The organism is Bordetella genomosp. 5 (assembly GCF_002261475.1).
GTDB lineage: Bacteria > Pseudomonadota > Gammaproteobacteria > Burkholderiales > Burkholderiaceae_B > Bordetella.
Genome location: NZ_NEVN01000001.1, coordinates 181,944 through 199,317, shown reverse-complemented (window position 1 = coordinate 199,317; position 17,374 = coordinate 181,944). Strand labels below are relative to the sequence as shown.

Here is a 17,374-nt window from a genome sequence, read left to right as displayed (position 1 = left end):
CGCGCCGCCGGCCCCGACACCGTGAGGCCAGCGTGCAAGACTTGCAACAGCAGACTTTCCTGAACTACATCGGCGGCGCCTGGGTGCCCTGCGCCTCGGGCAAGACCGCGCCGAATCGCAATCCGGCCGACACGCGCGAGGTGGTCGGCCACTTCCAGATGTCGGCCGCCGAAGACGGCGAGCGCGCCGTGGCCGCCGCGCAGGCCGCGTTCGACGCCTGGAAGGCCACCTCGATCACCAAGCGCGCCGGCATCCTGAACCGCGCCGCCGACTGGCTCGAGAGCCGCGCCGACCAGATCGGCAACGAGCTCATGCGCGAGGAGGGCAAAGCCGCGAACCTCGCACGCGACGAGGTCGTGCGCTCGGCACAGACCCTGCGTTTCTATGCCGCCGAGGGCCAATCGCTGGCCGGCGAAACCTTCGTCAACGACGATCCCGATATGGTGGTCTACACCCAGCGCGAACCTTTGGGCGTGGTCACCGTGATTTCCCCCTGGAACTTCCCGATCTCGATCCCGGCGCGCAAGATCGCCCCCGCCCTGATCACGGGCAACACCGTGGTGTTCAAGCCCTCTTCCGACGCGCCGCTCTCCGGCCTGCGCCTGGCCGAAGCGCTGATCGAGGCGGGCCTGCCCGCGGGCGTGCTGAACTTCATCACCGGACCGGCCGGCGCCGTGGGCGAGGCCATCACCCGCAACAAGGCGGTGCGCGCCGTGTCGTTCACCGGCTCCACCCAGGCGGGCGAGCAGATCCACCGCGCGGTCGACATGAGCACGCGCACGCAGATGGAGCTGGGCGGCAAGAATCCCCTCATCGTCATGGCCGACGCGGATCTAGACCGCGCCGTCGACCTGGTCATCAAGGGCGGCTTTTCGCTGTCGGGGCAGGCGTGTACCGGCACCAGCCGCGTGCTGGTCGACGCCCCCGTGAAGGCCGCGTTCACCGAGAAGCTGCTGGCGCGCGTCGCCAGGCTCACGGTCGGCAACAGCGCGACGGGCAGCCACGATCTCGGTCCGCTCGCCACCGCGCGCCAGCTCGACACGGTGCTGGGCTACCTCGACATCGGCAAACAGGAGGCGCGCCTGCTGTGTGGCGGCGAGCAGCTGAAAGACGGCGATTTCGCCCACGGCTATTACGTCACGCCGGCGGTGTTCGACGACGTGGCGCGTGACGCCCGCATCGCGCGCGAAGAGATCTTCGGCCCGGTCATCGCGCTGATCGAGGTGCAGGGCTACGACGACGCCATCGCCTGCGCCAACGACACCGAGTACGGTCTGGCCGCCGCGATCGCCACCACCAATGCGCAATATGCGCACCGTTTCGCGCGCGACATCCAGGCGGGCACCGTGAAGATCAATCGCACCACCACGGGCAATCTGATCAACGCGCCGTTCGGCGGCCTCAAGCGTTCGTCGACCTCCACCTTCCGTGAATCCGGCCGCATCGGGCTGGAGTTCTACACGCAGATCAAGACGGTCTATCGCGCCGGCTGATCCGCCTCAACAGGAATCGCAGCAATGAAAAAAGTCTATCGCCTGGAACTCGAAGAAGCGCGCGTCATGATCGCCGCGGCCATCGCCAAGTCCGAAGAAATCGGCGTGCTCGAATCGATCTGCATCGTCGACGACGGCGGCTATCCGATCGCGCTCGAACGCATGAACGGCGCGCGCATCACCGGCCCGCAGATCGCCTGGAACAAGGCGTTCACCGCCGCGGGCCACAAGCGCTCCACCCATCTGTTCAATACGCCGCCCAACGGCCCGGCGCTGCCGGGCAACGAGGCCTTCGGCATTCAATGGAGCTTCGACGGCAAGTTCGCCGTCTTCGTGGGCGGCTTTCCGATCGTGATCGACGACGAGGTCGTGGGCGGGGTCGGCCTGTCGGGCGGCAACGGCGAACAGGACACGAAGGCCGGCCTGGCCGCGCTGCAGGCGCTGGCCGACATGCTGGCCGAACAAGGCCTGAAGGTCACCGTGACCGCCGACATCAAGAAGTGATCACGCCGGGGACTGCCATGAACCATCGCATCGAACTGATCCAGCCCGACGGCGCGCGCGCGTGCTTCACGGCCGCCCCCGATGAATCCCTGCTCGAAGCCGCCGACCGGGCCGGCGTCGCGCTGCCGCGCGAATGCACGTTCGGCGGCTGCGGCACCTGCCGCATCCATGTCGACGCGGGCAGCGTGGCGTACGAGGAGTTTCCGATGGCGCTCACGCCCGAGGAGGCCGAACTGGGCTACGCCCTGGCCTGTCAGGCGCGGGCCTGCTCCGATCTGGTGATTCAGCGGGCGAGCGGTCCGGCGCTGGCCGAGCCCTGCGAGCTCGCCGCGCGGGTGCACAGCATCGGCACCCTGAGCGCGGATGTCTGGAAGATCGTGCTGCAGGTCGATCCGGCCGCGCTGCCGGCCTGCCTGCCCGGGCAGTACGTCAATGTGCTGCTGCCGGGCGAAGCCGGCACCCGCAGCTTCTCGCTCGCCTCTGCCAGCGGCCGCGACGCGGGCCTGCTCGAACTGCACGTGCGCCGCATCCCGGGCGGCCACTTCACCGATGGCGTGCTCGCCGCCACCCGTCCGGGCGACGCCTGGCGCATCGAGGCGCCGCTGGGCGGCTTCTGCTATCACGAACGCGACTATCGGCCGCTCGTGATGGTGGCCACCGGTACCGGCCTGGCGCCGATCCGCGCCATCCTCGAATCGATGTTCGACACCGGCGAGTGTCCGCCCGTCACCCTCTACTGGGGCGGGCGCACCGAGGCCGACCTCTATCTGCAGGACGAGATCGCGCAGTGGGCGCAGCGCCTGGACGACTTCAGCTTCGTGCCGGTGCTCTCGCGCGCCGACGCCGGCTGGACCGGCCGCCGGGGCTATGTGCAGGATGCCGTGCTGCAGGACATCCCCGATCTGTCGGAGCATGCGATCTACCTCTGCGGCTCGCCCCACATGATCGCGGATGCCAAGGCCGCGTTCCTCGCCCACGGTGCCAGCGCCGACCATCTCTACAGCGACGCGTTCCTGTTTCAACGGGGGCTGGCCGAGGCGGCCTGAACCGGCGCCGCCGGGCGCTTCCGGGCGCCTGCTCCAGCCTCAAAAAACGGTGTAACAACAACAACTTAGGGCGGAAATTTGTTGCTGAACGGCAACAGGCGACGGGGTTTGCTGACACCGCCCTGAGCGGCGCACTTTTACGCCGCGCGCTATGACAAAATAGCGCCGCGAGCATCGCCGCGCCGGCATGCCGCGCACAGGCCGCCCCGCCTTTCGGGCGGGCGCGTCGACTACACCTTTACGGTATTGCTCATCTTGAATCCCCTGCATCTGATCCGTTGCGCCGTGCTTGGCGCGGGGATGGTCCTGGGCGCGGCGACCGTCGCCGCCCCGGCAGCCGCCGCTCCGGGAGCCGCGGCTCCGATCTTCGTCCTGAACTCGTTGAACGCCAACGTCAGCATCATCGACCCGGCCACCTACACCGAGATCAAGCGCGTGCCCACCGGCAAGGAACCGCACCACCTGTACCTCACGCCCGACGAGCAATCGCTGATGGTGGCCAATGCCACCTCCGACACGATCACGCTGCTCGATCCGCGCACCGGCGACGTGCAGCGCACGCTGACCGGCATCGTCGATCCGTACCAGCTGCGCTTCTCGCCCGACATGAAGTGGTTCATCACGGCCGCCAACCGGCTCGACCACATCGACATCTACGCCTATCAGCCGCAGGGCAAGACTTTCGACCTGAAGCTGGTCAAGCGCGTGCCGGCGGGCAAGACGCCCAGCCACATCGCGATCGACAGCAAGAGCCGCGTCACCTACGTATCGCTGCAGGACAGCGATCAGGTGATCGCCATCGATCTGGCCACGCAGGCGCCGCTCTGGACCATGCCGGTCGGCAAGACGCCCGCCGACGTCTACGTGACGCCCGACGACAAGACGCTGCTGGTCGCCCTCACCGGCGACAGCTATGTCGAGGCCTACGACATCACGGTCAAGCCGGCCAAGCTGATCAAGCGCATCAAGACCGCGGCCGGCGCGCACGCGTTCCGCATCCAGGGCGACGGCCGCCACATCTTCGTGAGCAACCGCACCGCCAACAGCATCAGCCGCATCGACATGAAGACGCTCGAAACGCTCGACACCTTCCCGGTGCCGGGCGGCCCCGACTGCATGGACATCCTGGCCGACGGCAAGACGCTGCTCGTCACCTCGCGCTGGGCCGGCAAGCTGACCGTGGTCGACCTCGAGAAAAAGACCGTGAGCCAGCAGGTCAAGGTGGGCAAATCGCCGCACGGTGTCTGGACCCTCAACCATGCGGCCACGCACTGAGTCCGCCCGCCTGATCGCGGCGGCGCTGGCGCTGGCCGTGGGCACCGCCGCGCTCGCGCCGGCGCGGGCCGCGCCCGCCTGCGACAAGCCGGTTTACCTCACGTTCGATACCGGCCACATGGGCGTGGCCGATCTCGTGGCCGACGTACTCAAACGCCACGGCGTGCACGCCACGTTCTTCCTGGCCAACGAGCGCACCCTGACCGACGGTGGCAGCCTGGACGACCATTGGGCGCCCTGGTGGAAGGCACGCGTGGCCGAAGGCCATGCCTTCGGCTCGCACACCTACGATCATGTGTACTGGCGCGGCGACCTGCCCGATGGCCAGTTCCGCGTGCGGGCCAGCGCCGGCCCGCAGGCCGACCAGAATCGCACCTTCACCGCCGCGCAGTATTGCGACGAGATCAAGCGCTCCACCGCGCGCTTCACGGCCATGACCGGCGCGCGCATGCTGCCGATCTACCGCGCCCCCGGCGGCAAGACCTCGCCCGCGCTGCTGGCGGCGGCGCGCGCCTGCGGTTACGCCCACGTGGGCTGGGCCGACGCCGGCTTCCTCGGTGACGAGCTGCCCAGCGACAAATTCCCCAATGCCAGGCTGCTGGACCAGGCGCTGCGCCGCATCCAGCCGGGCGACATCCTGCTCGCGCACCTGGGCATCTGGTCGCGCAAGGATCCCTGGGCGCCCGCCGTACTCGAACCCCTGATCACCGGCCTGCAGAAAAAAGGCTTCTGCTTCGCCACCCTGGCCGACCATCCCGCCTACGCGGCGTGGTACGCCAAGCACCCCTGAGTCATCGCACCATGGATCACCTGGCCCAGCTTTTCTCCACCTGTCAGCAATGGCTGTTCGAGACGGTCGTGCAGCCGGCGCTGTTCCATCTCGGCATGTCTAACTTCATCGAAGATGCCTACGACGCCACGATGTGGTTGCTGGTGGGCCTGATCCAAGTGGCGGTGCTGGTGCTCGTCTTCGGTCCGCTGCAGCGCCTGCGGCCGGTCGAAGCGGTGCGCGACCGCCAGCAGGTGTGGGTCGACGTGCTGTACACGCTGGTGCATCGCCTGGGGCTGTTTCGCGTGGCGCTGTTCTTTGCGGTGGACCCGCTCTTCGACGCGATGTTCGGCCAGTTCCATCTGTGGGGCCTGGCCACGTTCCAGCTCGATCAGGTGTGGCCCGGCGTGACCGACGGCCCGTGGGTGAGCCTGCTGCTCTACCTGCTGCTCTTCGATCTGGTCGATTATCTGTATCACCGCGCCCAGCATCGCTACGCCTGGCTCTGGGCGCTGCACTCGCTGCATCACAGCCAGCGCCAGATGACGATGTGGAGCGACAACCGCAATCATCTGCTCGACGACATGCTGCGCGACGCGCTCATCGTGGTGGTGTCGCAGCTGGTGGGCGTGCCGCCCGCGCAGTTCGTGGCCATCGTGGCCATCACCCAGCTGGTCGAGAGCCTGTCGCACGCCAACCTGCGCGTGGGCTTCGGCCGCTGGGGCTCGCGCATCCTGACGGGGCCGCGCTTTCATCGTGAGCATCATTCGATCGCCTACGATGCGTCGTCGCCGGGCCCGGTGGGCGGCTACAACTTCGCGCCGCTGTTTCCGATCTGGGACATCCTGGGCCGGACCGCGCGCTTCAACGGCCAGTATGGCCCCACCGGCATCCACGATCAGCTGCCCGAGAACGGCGGCCACGACTACGGCCGTGGTTTCTGGGCCCAGCAGTGGCGTGGCCTGGAGCGCCTGTTAGGCCGCCAGGCGCGCTCGGGCGGCGTGCCGCCCGCGGCCGGCGATCCGCCGGCCCCTGCCGAGATCAGCTCGACGCCCCCGGCGCAACGTGCGCCTGCTTCTTGATGGCGTCGTGCCGGTTTTCCATTTCCTGGCGTAGCGCGCGGCGCTGCTTGGCCGCCTCGAAGCGCTGACGCTCTTCGAGCGTGCGCAGCTCGAGCTGCGGCACCGGCGTGGGCTGGCCATCGTCGCCCACCGCCACCATCGTGAAATAGCAGCTGTTGGTGTGGCGCACGAGCTTGCGCCGGATGTCTTCTGTGACCACCTTGATGCCGATCTCCATCGAGGTACGGCCGGTGTAGTTCACCGAGGCCAGGAACGTGACCAGCTCCCCCACGTGGATGGGCTCGCGGAACACCACCTGATCCACCGACAGCGTGACCACGTACTGGCCCGCGTAGCGGCTGGCACAGGCGTATGCCACCTGGTCGAGGTACTTGAGAATCGTGCCGCCGTGCACATTGCCCGAAAAGTTCGCCATGTCGGGCGTCATCAGGATGGTCATCGAAAGCTGGTGGCTGAAGGCGTCGTCCATGGCGGTCTTGCGCGGAGTGAGAAAGCGTAATGGTACTGGCTCGCCCCGCGCCGCACCATCGCGCGCTGCCTTGCGGTTGAAACCGCGGGCGGCCGACCGTATGCTTGGGCGGCCGGCCCGCCCGCTGCGCGGACCTCACCCGTTGGGAGTGTGCTCTTGAACGCGTCTGCCTCCGCCCCGTCCCGCATCGAGATGTGGTTCGACTTTGCCAGCCCCTACAGCTATCTCGCCATCGCCCGCCTCGCGCCCCTGGCGCAGCAGGCCGGCGTCGAGGTCGCGCTGCGGCCCTTTCTGCTGGGCCCGATTTTCCAGGCGCAGGGCTGGAACGACTCGCCGTTTCGCCTGTTCCCGGGCAAGGGCGCCTACATGATGCGCGACGTCGCGCGCCTGGCCGATAAATACGGCCTGACCTACGTGCGCCCCTCGGTGTTCCCGCGCATGGGCGTGCTGCCGTCGCGCGTGGCGCTGCTCGGCCAGGATCAAGCCTGGGGCCCGGCGTTCTGCCGCGCCGTGTTCGAGGCCAACTTCAGCGCCGACCGCGAGATCCAGGATGAGGGGGTGGTGCGCGATATCCTGCTCGGGCTCTCGCTCGATGCCGATACGCTCATCGCCGAGGCCAAGACCGAACACACCAAGGAAGCGCTGCGGCGGCAGGTCGAGCAGGCGCGCCAGCACGGGATCTTCGGCGCGCCGACCTTTCTCGTCGACGGCGAAATGTTCTGGGGCAACGATCGTCTCGAAGACGCGCTGGACTGGGCCCGGCGCCCCGCCCGCGCCTGAGCTTGGTACGCTTGAGCTCTCATTCCCCGGAGTTTCCTGTCATGCCTCTCGAGCAACCCGTCATGATCATCACCGGCGCGAGCCGGGGCATCGGCGCGGCCTGCGCGCGCCTGGCCGCGCGGCGCGGCTATGCCGTGTGCATCAACTATCGCGAGCGCGAAGCGCCGGCGCAGGCGGTGGCCGATGCGATCCGCGCCGACGGCGGGACCGCGATGGTCGTGCAGGCCGACGTGGCCGACGACGCGCAGGTCATCGCGCTGTTCGCGCGGGTCCAGCAAGAATGGGGCCGGCTCGACGGCCTCATCAACAATGCCGGCGTGCTCGAACGCCAGATGCGTGTCGAAGACATGGATGCCGCGCGCGTGAACCGCATCCTGGCGACCAACGTGACCGGACCGCTGGTGTGCGCGCGCGAAGCGATCCGTCTGATGGCGCCGCGTCACGGCGGGCAGGGCGGCGTGATCGTCAACGTGTCCTCGGCCGCCGCGCGGCTGGGCTCCGCCGGCGAATACGTGGATTACGCGGCCTCCAAAGGCGCGCTCGACACCTTCACCATCGGCCTGTCGCGCGAGGTGGCCGCAGATCAGATCCGCGTCAATGCCGTGCGGCCGGGCTTCATCTATACCGAGATGCACGCGCTGGGCGGCGAGCCCGGGCGGGTCGACCGGCTCAAGGACTCGATCCCGCTGCAGCGCGGCGGCACGCCCGAAGAAGTGGCCGGCGCGGTGATGTGGTTCTTTTCGGACGAGGCGGGCTACACCACGGGCTCGTTCATCGAAGTATCCGGCGGGCGCTAGACGCCGGGCGCCGGGCATCCGGGCGCGGGGCATCCGGGCGCCGGGCTGCCGGGCGCGGGGCTCCCCGGCGCCGGGTGCGCGGCACGCCAGTGCCGCGCGATATCGATGCGGCGGCAGATCCACACCCGATCGTGGGCCGCGAGATGGTCGAGAAAGCGCTTGAGCGCGGTGATGCGGCCCGGCCGTCCTAGCAGCCGGCAGTGCATGCCGATGCTCATCATGCGGGGCGTCTCGGCGCCTTCCTCGTACAAGGTATCGAAGCTGTCCTTCAGATACTGGAAAAACGGATCGGCGTGCGAATAGCCCTGCGGCAGCGCGAAGCGCATGTCGTTGCAATCGAGCGTGTACGGCACGATCAACTGCTGCGCCGTGCCGCCGTCGCTGCGGGTCACTGGCATCCAGAACGGCAGGTCATCACCGTAGTAGTCGCTGTCGTACGCGAAGCCGCCCTCGTCGGCCACCAGACGCCGCGTGCGCGGGCTGTCGCGGCCCGTGTACCAGCCCAGCGGCCGTGTGCCGGTGAGGGCGGTGATGGCCTCGATCGCCTGCCGCATGTGCGTGCGTTCGGTGTCTTCGTCGACCTCCTGATAGGAGATCCAGCGCCAGCCGTGGCAGGCCACCTCGTGGCCCTGTTCCACCAGCGCCGCGGCAAGCTCCGGGTGGCGGGCGAGCGCCATGCCCACGCCGAAGACGGTCAGCGGCAGGCCGCGCCGCTCGAACTCGCGCAGGATGCGCCACACGCCCACGCGCGATCCGTATTCGTAGATGCTCTCCATGCTCATGTGGCGCGCGGCGTAGCTGGCGGGATTGAACATCTCCGACAGAAACTGCTCCGAGCGCGCGTCGCCATGCAGCACGCTGTTTTCGCCGCCCTCTTCGTAATTGAGCACGAACTGCACCGCCACCCGCGCCTGGCCGGGCCAGCGCGCCTGCGGCGGATTGCGGCCGTACCCGATCAGATCGCGCGGGTAGCCGGCGGGCGGAAGGAGGCCATTCGGAAGCGGGTGATGGGGCATGAGCGGGTGGCGTTCAGGTCGGCGGCCAGCGCAGCAGCGTCTTGGACAGCGGCGGCGCGTACGTGCGGATCTTAGAGGTTTTCAGGCCCAGGCGGACCAGCGACTCGGCGAGCGCCACCGCGGCGCTCACGCCGTCGACGACCGGCACGCCGGTGGCGGCACGCACCTCGGCATCCAGGCCCGCCATGCCACCGCATCCCAGGCACAACACCTCGGCGCGGTCGGTCTCGACCGCGATGCGCGCCTGCGCGACGATGGCCTCGCTGGCGAGCCGCGGCGCACTCTCGAGATCGAGTACCGCCAGGCCGCTGGCGCGCACCGAGGCACAGCGTTCGTAGAGTCCGGACAGTTTCAGGCGGTCTTCGATCAGGGGCACCGCGCGATCCAGCGTCGTGATCACCGAATAGCTGCGGCCCAGCAACATCGCCATGCTGGCGGCGGCGTCGGTGATATCGACCACCGGCACCGTCAACAGCTCCTGCAGGCCCTCGCGCCCGTGCTCGCCGAAGCCGGCCTGGATCACCGCGTCGTACGGATCGGGATAGGCGCGCACGCATTCCATCACGGCCAGCGCGGCGAGATAGCTTTCGAAGTTGCCTTCGACCGAAGGCGCGCCGAAGCTCGGCGTGAGGCCGACGATCTCGGTGCCGGGCGCGGCCACCGCGCGCGCCTGCCGCGCGATCGCCTCGGTCATCGCCGCGGTGGTATTGACGTTCACGACGAGCACTCTCATCACGCCATCTCCCGCACGGGCTCGGTCTGATCGACGCGCCGGCAGCGCGCCTCGCGGCCCGGGCCGACCGCCACGATGCCGGGCACGGCGGCCGTGCAGGCCGGCTCGGCCAGCGCGCAGCGCGGCGCGAACGCGCAGCCCGGGGGCAGGGCGGCGAGGTCGGGCGGCGAACCCGGTATCGTCTCGAGCCGCTCGCCCTTGCGCATCGCGCCGTGCGCGCGGCCCTTGAGCAAGGCGATCGTGTACGGATGACGCGGCGCCCGCAGAAGCTGGGCCAGCGAGCCCTGCTCGACGATGCGGCCGCCATACATGACGGCGACGCGATCCGCGATCTCGGCGGCCGCGCCGATATCGTGCGTCACGAACACGATGGCCAGCCCCATCTCGCGCTGCAGCTCGCGCAGCAGCAACAGGATCTGGATCTGCACGGTGGCGTCGAGCGCGGTGGTGGGCTCGTCGGCCAGCAGGACCTTGGGATTGCACGACAGCGCCAGCGCGATCATGGCGCGCTGGCGCATGCCGCCCGACATCTCGTGCGGATAGGCCTGCAGGCGGCGCGCCGGGCTGGGTATCCGCACCCGTTCGAACAGCGCCAGCGCGCGTGCGCGTGCCTCGGCCGCGCTCGCGCCGGTATGGCGGCGGACCATCTCCTCGATCTGCCGTCCCACCGGATACACCGGATCGAGCGCGAGCAGGGGTTCCTGGAAGATCATGGACACGATGGGCCCGCGCAGGGCCGCGAGCTCACGCTGGCCCATCGCCAGCACATCGCGGTCTTCGACACGGATCTCGCCCTGCATGCGCGTGCGGCGCGGCGGATGCAGCCGCATCAGCGCGCGCAGCGTCACGCTCTTGCCGGAACCCGACTCGCCGATCAGCGCGACGGCTTCACCGCGCCCGACCTGCAGGTCCACGCCGTTGAGCGCGTGCACCGTCCGCGAGCCGGCCGTGAACCGCACGTCCAGATTGCGGATGTGGACCAGGGATTCGGGAGTGCTGCTCATGCGAGGGCCTCCGATGCCGAGTAGCCGGAGCCGGGTTGATGGATCAGGCAGCGCACCGCGTTTCCGTCCGTCTGCGTGACCACGGGCGCCTGTTTCGCACAGACGGCGCGGGCCTGCGCACAGCGCGTGTGAAAACGGCAACCCGAGGGCGGGTCGATCGGATTCGGCGGATCGCCCGACAGCGGCGCCACCTCGGTGCGCTGGCCCGGATCGAGCGAGGGCATGGAGCGCAGCAGCGCCTGGGTGTACGGATGGCGCGGCGCGTCGAACACCTGCTCCACCGGACCGAGCTCGACCACCTCGCCGAGATACATCACCATCACGCGATCCGAGATGTAGCGCACCACGTTCAGGTCGTGGCTGATGAACATATAGGTCAGGCCGAAGTCGGCCTTCAGGTCGAGCAGCAGGTTGAGCACCTGGGCCTCGACCGATTTGTCCAGCGCGGAGACGGCCTCGTCGAGTATCACCAGGCGTGGGCGCAGCGCCAGCGCGCGCGCGATGTTCACGCGCTGACGCTGGCCGCCCGAGAGCTCGTGCGGATAGCGGCCGGCGAAGCGCGCCGGGTCCAGGCCCACCCGCGCCAGCAGGTCGCGGGCGCCGGCCACCGCGTCGCGCCGCGAGGTTCCGTGCACCAGCGGACCGAAGGCCACGGAGTCCTCGATGGTCATGCGCGGATTGAGCGACGAATAGCTGTCCTGAAACACCATCTGCGTCTGGCGCCGGAACTCGCGCAGGCTCAGGGCCCGCGTGCCCACGCCCACGCCGTCGAACACCAGCTCACCCTGGTCCTGCAGAATGAGCTGCATCACCAGACGCGCGGTGGTCGACTTGCCGCAGCCGGACTCGCCCACCACGCCGAGCGTCTCGCCCTTGCGGATTTCGAAGTCCACGCCGTCGACCGCACGCACGGCGTTGCCGCCCTGGCGCCGCAACAGCGGATCGCGCTTGAGCGGGAAGTGTTTGACGAGTCCTTGCGCGCGCAACAAAGGCTGGGCCGGGCCACCCAGGTCGGCATGAACAGGCATCGCGACGGCATTCATTCCTTCACCTCCATGGCGTTGCGCAGACCGTCGGACAAGAGGTTGAACGACATCGAGGTCACGAAGATCATCACGCCCGGCAGCGCCGCCACCCAGGGCTGGGTATAGATCGCGGTGCGCAGGGTGTTGAGCATGAGGCCCCATTCGGGCTCCGGCGGCCGCACGCCCAGGCCCAGGAACGACAGGCCCGAGGCCAGGATCATCGATACCGAAATCAGGCTCGTGGCGTAGACGAAGATCGGGCCCAGCACGTTGGAGAGCACATGCGCGCGCACGATGGTGACCGGACCCGCGCCCGAGGCCCGGGCCGCGTCGACGTAGTCGCTGCGCCGCACCTGCGTCGTCACGCTCTCGGCCACGCGCACGATCTGCGGAATGAACACGATGGTGAGCGAGACGATGGCATTGAAGATGCCCGCGCCGAGCGTGCCTGACAGCGCGATCGCCAGCAGCACGGAAGGGAACGCGTAGAACACGTCCACCACACGCATGATGATGGTGTTGGTGAGCCCGCCGGCGTAGCCCGCCAGGATGCCGATGGCGCTGCCGATCGCGAACGCCAGGATCACCGGGATGATGCCCATGAACAGCGACAGGCGCGCGCCCAGCATCAGGCGCGACAACATGTCGCGACCCAGCTCGTCGGCGCCCAGCGGGTAGCCCTCGGTGCCGATGGGCCGCAGGCGCCGCAGCATCGACGCCTGGAACGGATCGGCCGGCGTGATCCACGGCGCCAGCACGGCAACGATGATCAGCAGCAGGATCACGGCGCCCGCGCCGAGCGCGACCGGATCACGGCGCAGCCGCCGCAACACGTTGGACCAATAGCCCGGCGAGCGCACGACCGGCGTGGCGGCCGAAGCGGCGGGGAGCGTAACGGTGGTCGGCGTCATGGCCTCAGCTCCGTTCGATACGCGGGTCGAACAATCCTTGCAGGATGTCGACCAGCAGGTTGAGCACGACGAAGAACAGCGCCAGCACCAGGATCGTGCCCTGCAGCAGCGGCAGATCGCGCTGGAAGATCGCGGCGTTCAGCAGAAAGCCCGTGCCCGGCCAGGAGAAGACGGTCTCGATCAGGATCGAGCCGCCCAGCAGATAGCCCAGCTGCAGCCCCATCACGGCGAGCGCCGTGGGCGCGCAGTTTTTCACGACATGCAGGAACACGCCGAGGTCGGACAGCCCGCGCGCGCGCAGGCCCACGACGAACTCCTGCGACAGCGTCTCGGCCACGAGCGCGCGCACCGTGCGCGCGATGATGCCCATCGGAATCACCGACATCGTCACGGCCGGCAGGATCATGTGCCGCAGGTGCGCCCAGTCGGCGGTCCAGTCGCCCGAGGCGCCGGGCCCCGCGCCCGTGGGCGGCAGCCACATGAGCTGCGTCGAGAACACGATCACCAGCACCATGCCGAGCCAGTAGTGCGGCACGCTCACGCCGATCACCGACACCACCGACGCGATGCGGTCCATCAGCGAGTTGCGGAAGTAGCCGCCGACAAAGCCAAGAAAGCCGCCCACCAGAAAGCCCAGCAGGGTCGCCACACAGGCGAGCCGCAACGTGTTGCCGACGGCATTGAACACCTCGGCCGCGACGGGCCGCCCGGTGGCGATCGACACGCCCAGATCGCCTTGCAGCGCGCGCCAAACCCAGGCGAAAAACTGCTCGGGCAGCGGCCGATCGAAGCCGTACAGCGTCATGAGCTGGCGCTGCAGATCGGCCGACGCGTCCGGCGGCAGGATGGACACCAGCGGGTCGCCCGGCGCCAGATGGATGAGCAGGAAACAAAGCAACGCCACCCCGACCATGATGGGCAGGGCATAGACGACGCGCCGGATTACGAAACCGAGCATGGAGCATCACCCAGGTTGTCGCCGGCCGCGGCGCGCGCGGCCGGCGGGTTGACCGCTTACTGCACCGACATCGTGGCGATGTCGATGAACCAGCTCTTGGGCTGCACCACGCCCTTCACCTTGGGCGAGATCGCACGCGGACCGACGTCGTGCGCGATCCACACGAACGGCGCCTCTTCCACGACGCGCGCATGCAGCTTCGCCAGCGCGGCATCACGCTCGGCGGGCGTGAACGTGGTGCGCGCGGTGGTGATCAGCGCATCGATCTCGGCATTGCCGAAGTAGCCCCAGTTGTTGGAAACCGGCGGGAAGGTCTTGGTGCTCACGAAGCGCACCATCGCGAAGAACGGATCCATCGCGGCGTAGCTCACGTTGATCGCATCGCTGCCGTTGGCCGAGGGATCCTTGGCACCCTTGCGCCAGTTGGTGAAGAGGGTGTTCCACTCCACGACGTCGAAGCTCACATCGAAGAAGCAGTCTTTCAGGTTCTGCTGCACGAACTCGTTCATCGGCAGCGGCTGCATCTGGCCCGAGCCGGACGCGGAGGTCTGGATCTTCACCTTGATGGGCTTGGCCTTGGAATAGCCCGCCTCGGTCATGAGCTTGCGCGCCGTGTCGGGGTCGTACTTGATGTCGAACGTGGGATTGCCCCACCACGGATGGCCCGGCGGCACCGTGCCCTTGGGTTCGGCCATCATGCCGCCCAGCAGCTGCTTGAGCTCGCCACGGTTCACGCACAGGTTGGCGGCGTGACGCACGCGCTTGTCGAGCCAGGGCGAGCCTTCCTTGAACGACAGCTGCCACGGCCACACATGGGGCTGTTCGTTGGAGTAGATGACGAAGCCGCGCGACTTGATGGCGTCGAACGCGTCCGGCGCGGGCGCCTCGATCCAGTCGACCTGACCGGAGATGAGCGCGGCCGTACGCGCGTTCGCCTCGGGCAGCGGCAGCAGCACCACGCGATCGATCTTCGGGCGCCGCTTCTCGTCCCAGTACTTGTCGTTCTTGACCATTTCCAGCCGCTCACGCGGCGTGAACTTGGACATCTTGAAAGGACCGGTGCCCGACGCATCGGCCGCAAACGCGGCCCAGGCCTTCTGCGAGCGCTCGGCGGCATCGGTGACACCCGCCGGCACCTCGGCCAGCTTCTTCTGCCAATGCGCGGGCGAGGCCATGTACAGATTGGTCAGGTTGATGGGCAAAAACGAATCCGGTTCCGAGGTCTTGAGCTCGACCGTCAGATCGTCGATCTTGCGCGCGGAGACCAGCGTCGGCATGCGCGACGCCGTCACGCCGACCTGGCTCGCATCGAACTGCGGCGCGCTCTTGTCGAGCACCTTGCCCACGTTCCAGACCACCGCGTCGGCGTTGAAGGGCGAGCCGTCATGGAACGTCACGCCGGGGCGCAGTTTGAATACCCACTTGGTCTTGTCCGCCGCGTCCACTTCCCAGGAGAGCGCCAGCGCGGGGATCAGCACGCTCGGCGCGTCCTGCTTGGACAGATCCCATTGCGTCAGGCCGTCGTACATCGGAATGCCGGTAAAGCGATTGCCCTCGAAGCCCTGGTCGGGCTGCCCGAGCGTGCGCGGGATATCGCCGGCGGTCATGCCGATGCGCAATACCGATTCCGCGCGGGCCATGCCGGGCAGGCTCAGCGCGGCGCCGGCGGCCGTGAAGGCCAGGGCGGCGGCCAGGGTCTTGATGCGAATACTCCGTGTCTGCATTTTTGGTTCTCCGAAGTCTTGCCTAGGCAAGGCGCGATGGGATGGGGTCCAACGCCAGGCACAGATCGCCCGCGAGCGACCGAAAAGCTGTGCACAGCGTTAGTACACAATCCACTCCATGCAATATCCGTGCCATTTCGCGGCACATCGCGCGGACTTCAGGGTAAATACGGGGAATTCGCAGCGATGCGAGGATCGCTTCCCCGGTGCGAGGCCGACACGGCAGCGCGCCGCCGCAAACGCCGGCGTGGATAAGCGTAGGCCTGCCGCACCAGCGCGGTGCGGCAGGCCTCATGGTGGTGCGCGACGGGAAGACGGAGCGATGCCGCGCCAACGGGCGCCGGCCGCCCGGGCTTCAGTCGGCCACGCCCGCCCGTGCCAGCATGGCGTGCAGCAGCACGTTGCAGCCGGCCTCGAGATGCGCGGGTTGCGCGTCTTCGATCTCGTTATGGCTGATGCCGTCTTTGCAGGGCACGAAGATCATCGCCGCGGGCGCCACGCGCGCCATGTATACGGCGTCGTGGCCCGCGCCACTGACCACGTCCATGGCCGACAGACCGAAAGCTTGCGCGCCCTCGCGCACGGCGTCGACCAACGGCGCGGCAAAGGGCTGCGGCGCGAAATAGACCACCTGCTCGATCTCGGCCGACACCCCGCCGCGACGGGCCGCCTCGGCGACGGCCGAGCGCAGCGCGGCGTCCATCGCAGTGAGCGTGGCGTCGTCCGCCGCGCGCAGGTCCACGGTGAGGCGCACGCGGCCCGGGATCACGTTGCGGGAGTTGGGAAACACATCCATCCAGCCGACCGTGCCGCGCGCGTTGGGCGCATGGGCCAGGGCGATGTCGTTGACCGCGCGCACCACGTCGGACGCCGCCAGCAGCGCGTCGCGGCGCAGCGGCATGGGCGTCGGACCCGCATGCGCCTCGACGCCGGTGAGCACCACGTCGTACCAGCGCTGGCCCAGCGCGGCGGTGACCACGCCGATGACCGTGTCGGCGTTCTCGAGCACCGGGCCCTGTTCGATGTGGGCCTCGAAATACGCGGCAACGCCATCGCGCCGCGCGGGCGGCACGGCGGTGTCGCCCGCAAAGCCGATGGCCGACAGCGCATCGCGCACGCTGACGCCTTCGCGGTCGACCTGGGACAATGCATGCTCGAGCGTGAACGCGCCGGCATAGACCCCGGAGCCCATCATCACAGGCACGAAGCGCGATCCTTCTTCGTTGGTCCAGACCACCAGCTCGATCGGGGCTTCGGTGCGCACGCCGGCGTCGTTGAGCGTGCGCAGCACCTCCAGGCCCGCGAGCACGCCGTAGTTGCCGTCGAACTTTCCCCCCGTGGGCTGGGTGTCGATGTGGCTGCCGGTCATGATGGCCGGCAGGCTGTCGTCGCGCCCCGCACGACGGGCGAAGATGTTGCCGATGGCGTCCACCCGCAGTTCGCAGCCGGCATCGCGGGCCCAGGCACAGAACAGCTCGCGGCCCTGCCGGTCGAGCTCGGTCAGCGCGAGGCGGCAGACGCCGCCCTTGTCGGTGGCGCCGATGCGGGCCAGGTCCATCAACGACTGCCACAGCCGCGCGCCATCCACGCGCAGGTCGGTCTGGGCTTCGGTAAGGGCAACACTCATGATCACTCCCGGGACGATGAACGAAGACCGGCGCCGCGCGCCGGTGTCCGCACATATTGGCGCGAAAGGGCGCGTCCGCCTATCCAGGGAATCGCGTAGGGGGGATGGTGCAAAACGCGGTGCGGCGCGCACCACCTTCGTGCATGCGCGGCTCGCGGCGC

At 68.6% G+C, this 17,374-nt stretch carries 17 protein-coding genes; 8 read left to right on the top strand and 9 right to left on the bottom strand.

The genetic code is table 11. The annotated features are described in order from the left end of the window. The first annotated feature begins 32 nt into the window (after positions 1-32). The 6 genes from CEK29_RS00985 to CEK29_RS00960 all read left to right on the top strand — a co-directional run bounded on the left by CEK29_RS00985 (position 33) and on the right by CEK29_RS00960 (position 6,169). On the top strand, positions 33-1,493 hold the full coding sequence (locus CEK29_RS00985; RefSeq protein WP_094857107.1) for an aldehyde dehydrogenase family protein: 1,461 nt from the start codon (positions 33-35) through the stop codon (positions 1,491-1,493). A 24-nt stretch (positions 1,494-1,517) separates the two neighbouring features. Continuing rightward, positions 1,518-1,997, top strand: a complete 480-nt coding sequence (locus CEK29_RS00980) for a GlcG/HbpS family heme-binding protein (protein ID WP_094798356.1) — start codon at positions 1,518-1,520, stop codon at positions 1,995-1,997. A gap of 17 nt (positions 1,998-2,014) precedes the next feature. Next, positions 2,015-3,043, top strand: coding sequence for a 2Fe-2S iron-sulfur cluster-binding protein (locus CEK29_RS00975; protein WP_094857106.1), 1,029 nt, complete (start codon positions 2,015-2,017; stop codon positions 3,041-3,043). A 255-nt stretch (positions 3,044-3,298) separates the two neighbouring features. Next, entirely contained in the window at positions 3,299-4,318 is a 1,020-nt protein-coding gene (locus tag CEK29_RS00970) for a YVTN family beta-propeller repeat protein (RefSeq protein WP_094857316.1), read from the top strand. Further along, on the top strand, positions 4,302-5,108 hold the full coding sequence (locus tag CEK29_RS00965; protein WP_094798353.1) for a polysaccharide deacetylase family protein: 807 nt from the start codon (positions 4,302-4,304) through the stop codon (positions 5,106-5,108). The genes CEK29_RS00970 and CEK29_RS00965 overlap by 17 nt, the downstream gene beginning before the upstream one ends. Positions 5,109-5,119: 11 nt before the next feature. Continuing rightward, positions 5,120-6,169: a sterol desaturase family protein gene (locus CEK29_RS00960; protein ID WP_094857105.1), complete on the top strand. Its 1,050-nt coding sequence runs from the start codon at positions 5,120-5,122 to the stop codon at positions 6,167-6,169. On the opposite strand, the gene CEK29_RS00955 is transcribed toward CEK29_RS00960, so the two are convergent. Further along, the gene (locus CEK29_RS00955; RefSeq protein ID WP_094798351.1) at positions 6,129-6,638 is read right to left on the bottom strand and encodes an acyl-CoA thioesterase; all 510 of its coding nucleotides are present in this window, start codon (positions 6,636-6,638) and stop codon (positions 6,129-6,131) included. The two genes, CEK29_RS00960 and CEK29_RS00955, sit on opposite strands and share 41 nt — an antisense overlap. A 156-nt stretch (positions 6,639-6,794) precedes the next feature. On the opposite strand from CEK29_RS00955, the gene CEK29_RS00950 reads away from it, so the two are divergent. Further along, positions 6,795-7,418, top strand: coding sequence for a 2-hydroxychromene-2-carboxylate isomerase (locus CEK29_RS00950; RefSeq protein WP_170948362.1), 624 nt, complete (start codon positions 6,795-6,797; stop codon positions 7,416-7,418). Positions 7,419-7,459: 41 nt separating this feature from the next. Beyond that, positions 7,460-8,215, top strand: a complete 756-nt coding sequence (locus CEK29_RS00945) for an SDR family oxidoreductase (RefSeq protein WP_094798349.1) — start codon at positions 7,460-7,462, stop codon at positions 8,213-8,215. On the opposite strand, the gene puuE is transcribed toward CEK29_RS00945, so the two are convergent. The 8 genes from puuE to CEK29_RS00905 all read right to left on the bottom strand — a co-directional run bounded on the left by puuE (position 8,212) and on the right by CEK29_RS00905 (position 17,213). After that, the gene (puuE, locus tag CEK29_RS00940; RefSeq protein ID WP_094857104.1) at positions 8,212-9,231 is read right to left on the bottom strand and encodes an allantoinase PuuE; all 1,020 of its coding nucleotides are present in this window, start codon (positions 9,229-9,231) and stop codon (positions 8,212-8,214) included. The genes CEK29_RS00945 and puuE overlap by 4 nt on opposite strands. Before the next feature lie 13 nt (positions 9,232-9,244). Then, positions 9,245-9,964, bottom strand: coding sequence for an aspartate/glutamate racemase family protein (locus CEK29_RS00935; RefSeq protein WP_094857103.1), 720 nt, complete (start codon positions 9,962-9,964; stop codon positions 9,245-9,247). Beyond that, a complete protein-coding gene (locus CEK29_RS00930; protein ID WP_094857102.1) occupies positions 9,964-10,968 on the bottom strand; it encodes an ABC transporter ATP-binding protein in 1,005 nt (334 codons plus the stop codon). The genes CEK29_RS00935 and CEK29_RS00930 overlap by 1 nt, the downstream gene beginning before the upstream one ends. Further along, positions 10,965-12,011, bottom strand: a complete 1,047-nt coding sequence (locus CEK29_RS00925; protein ID WP_094857101.1) for an ABC transporter ATP-binding protein — start codon at positions 12,009-12,011, stop codon at positions 10,965-10,967. The genes CEK29_RS00930 and CEK29_RS00925 overlap by 4 nt, the downstream gene beginning before the upstream one ends. Then, entirely contained in the window at positions 12,008-12,904 is an 897-nt protein-coding gene (locus tag CEK29_RS00920) for an ABC transporter permease (protein ID WP_094798345.1), read from the bottom strand. The genes CEK29_RS00925 and CEK29_RS00920 overlap by 4 nt, the downstream gene beginning before the upstream one ends. A gap of 4 nt (positions 12,905-12,908) precedes the next feature. Then, positions 12,909-13,862, bottom strand: a complete 954-nt coding sequence (locus CEK29_RS00915; protein WP_094857100.1) for an ABC transporter permease — start codon at positions 13,860-13,862, stop codon at positions 12,909-12,911. Positions 13,863-13,918: 56 nt separating this feature from the next. Then, entirely contained in the window at positions 13,919-15,586 is a 1,668-nt protein-coding gene (locus CEK29_RS00910) for an ABC transporter substrate-binding protein (RefSeq protein ID WP_094857099.1), read from the bottom strand. Positions 15,587-15,941: 355 nt separating this feature from the next. Then, positions 15,942-17,213, bottom strand: coding sequence for a Zn-dependent hydrolase (locus tag CEK29_RS00905; RefSeq protein WP_094857098.1), 1,272 nt, complete (start codon positions 17,211-17,213; stop codon positions 15,942-15,944). Positions 17,214-17,374: the final 161 nt, after the last annotated feature.

Coding starts and splice junctions, on each gene's coding strand:
- CEK29_RS00905 (WP_094857098.1), bottom strand. CDS start 17,213: ATGAGTGTTGCCCTTACCGAAGCCCAGACCGACCTGCGCGTGGATGGC.
- CEK29_RS00910 (WP_094857099.1), bottom strand. CDS start 15,586: ATGCAGACACGGAGTATTCGCATCAAGACCCTGGCCGCCGCCCTGGCC.
- CEK29_RS00920 (WP_094798345.1), bottom strand. CDS start 12,904: ATGACGCCGACCACCGTTACGCTCCCCGCCGCTTCGGCCGCCACGCCG.
- CEK29_RS00980 (WP_094798356.1), top strand. CDS start 1,518: ATGAAAAAAGTCTATCGCCTGGAACTCGAAGAAGCGCGCGTCATGATC.
- puuE (WP_094857104.1), bottom strand. CDS start 9,231: ATGCCCCATCACCCGCTTCCGAATGGCCTCCTTCCGCCCGCCGGCTAC.
- CEK29_RS00965 (WP_094798353.1), top strand. CDS start 4,302: ATGCGGCCACGCACTGAGTCCGCCCGCCTGATCGCGGCGGCGCTGGCG.
- CEK29_RS00935 (WP_094857103.1), bottom strand. CDS start 9,964: ATGAGAGTGCTCGTCGTGAACGTCAATACCACCGCGGCGATGACCGAG.
- CEK29_RS00975 (WP_094857106.1), top strand. CDS start 2,015: ATGAACCATCGCATCGAACTGATCCAGCCCGACGGCGCGCGCGCGTGC.
- CEK29_RS00945 (WP_094798349.1), top strand. CDS start 7,460: ATGCCTCTCGAGCAACCCGTCATGATCATCACCGGCGCGAGCCGGGGC.
- CEK29_RS00930 (WP_094857102.1), bottom strand. CDS start 10,968: ATGAGCAGCACTCCCGAATCCCTGGTCCACATCCGCAATCTGGACGTG.
- CEK29_RS00955 (WP_094798351.1), bottom strand. CDS start 6,638: ATGGACGACGCCTTCAGCCACCAGCTTTCGATGACCATCCTGATGACG.
- CEK29_RS00960 (WP_094857105.1), top strand. CDS start 5,120: ATGGATCACCTGGCCCAGCTTTTCTCCACCTGTCAGCAATGGCTGTTC.
- CEK29_RS00915 (WP_094857100.1), bottom strand. CDS start 13,862: ATGCTCGGTTTCGTAATCCGGCGCGTCGTCTATGCCCTGCCCATCATG.
- CEK29_RS00925 (WP_094857101.1), bottom strand. CDS start 12,011: ATGAATGCCGTCGCGATGCCTGTTCATGCCGACCTGGGTGGCCCGGCC.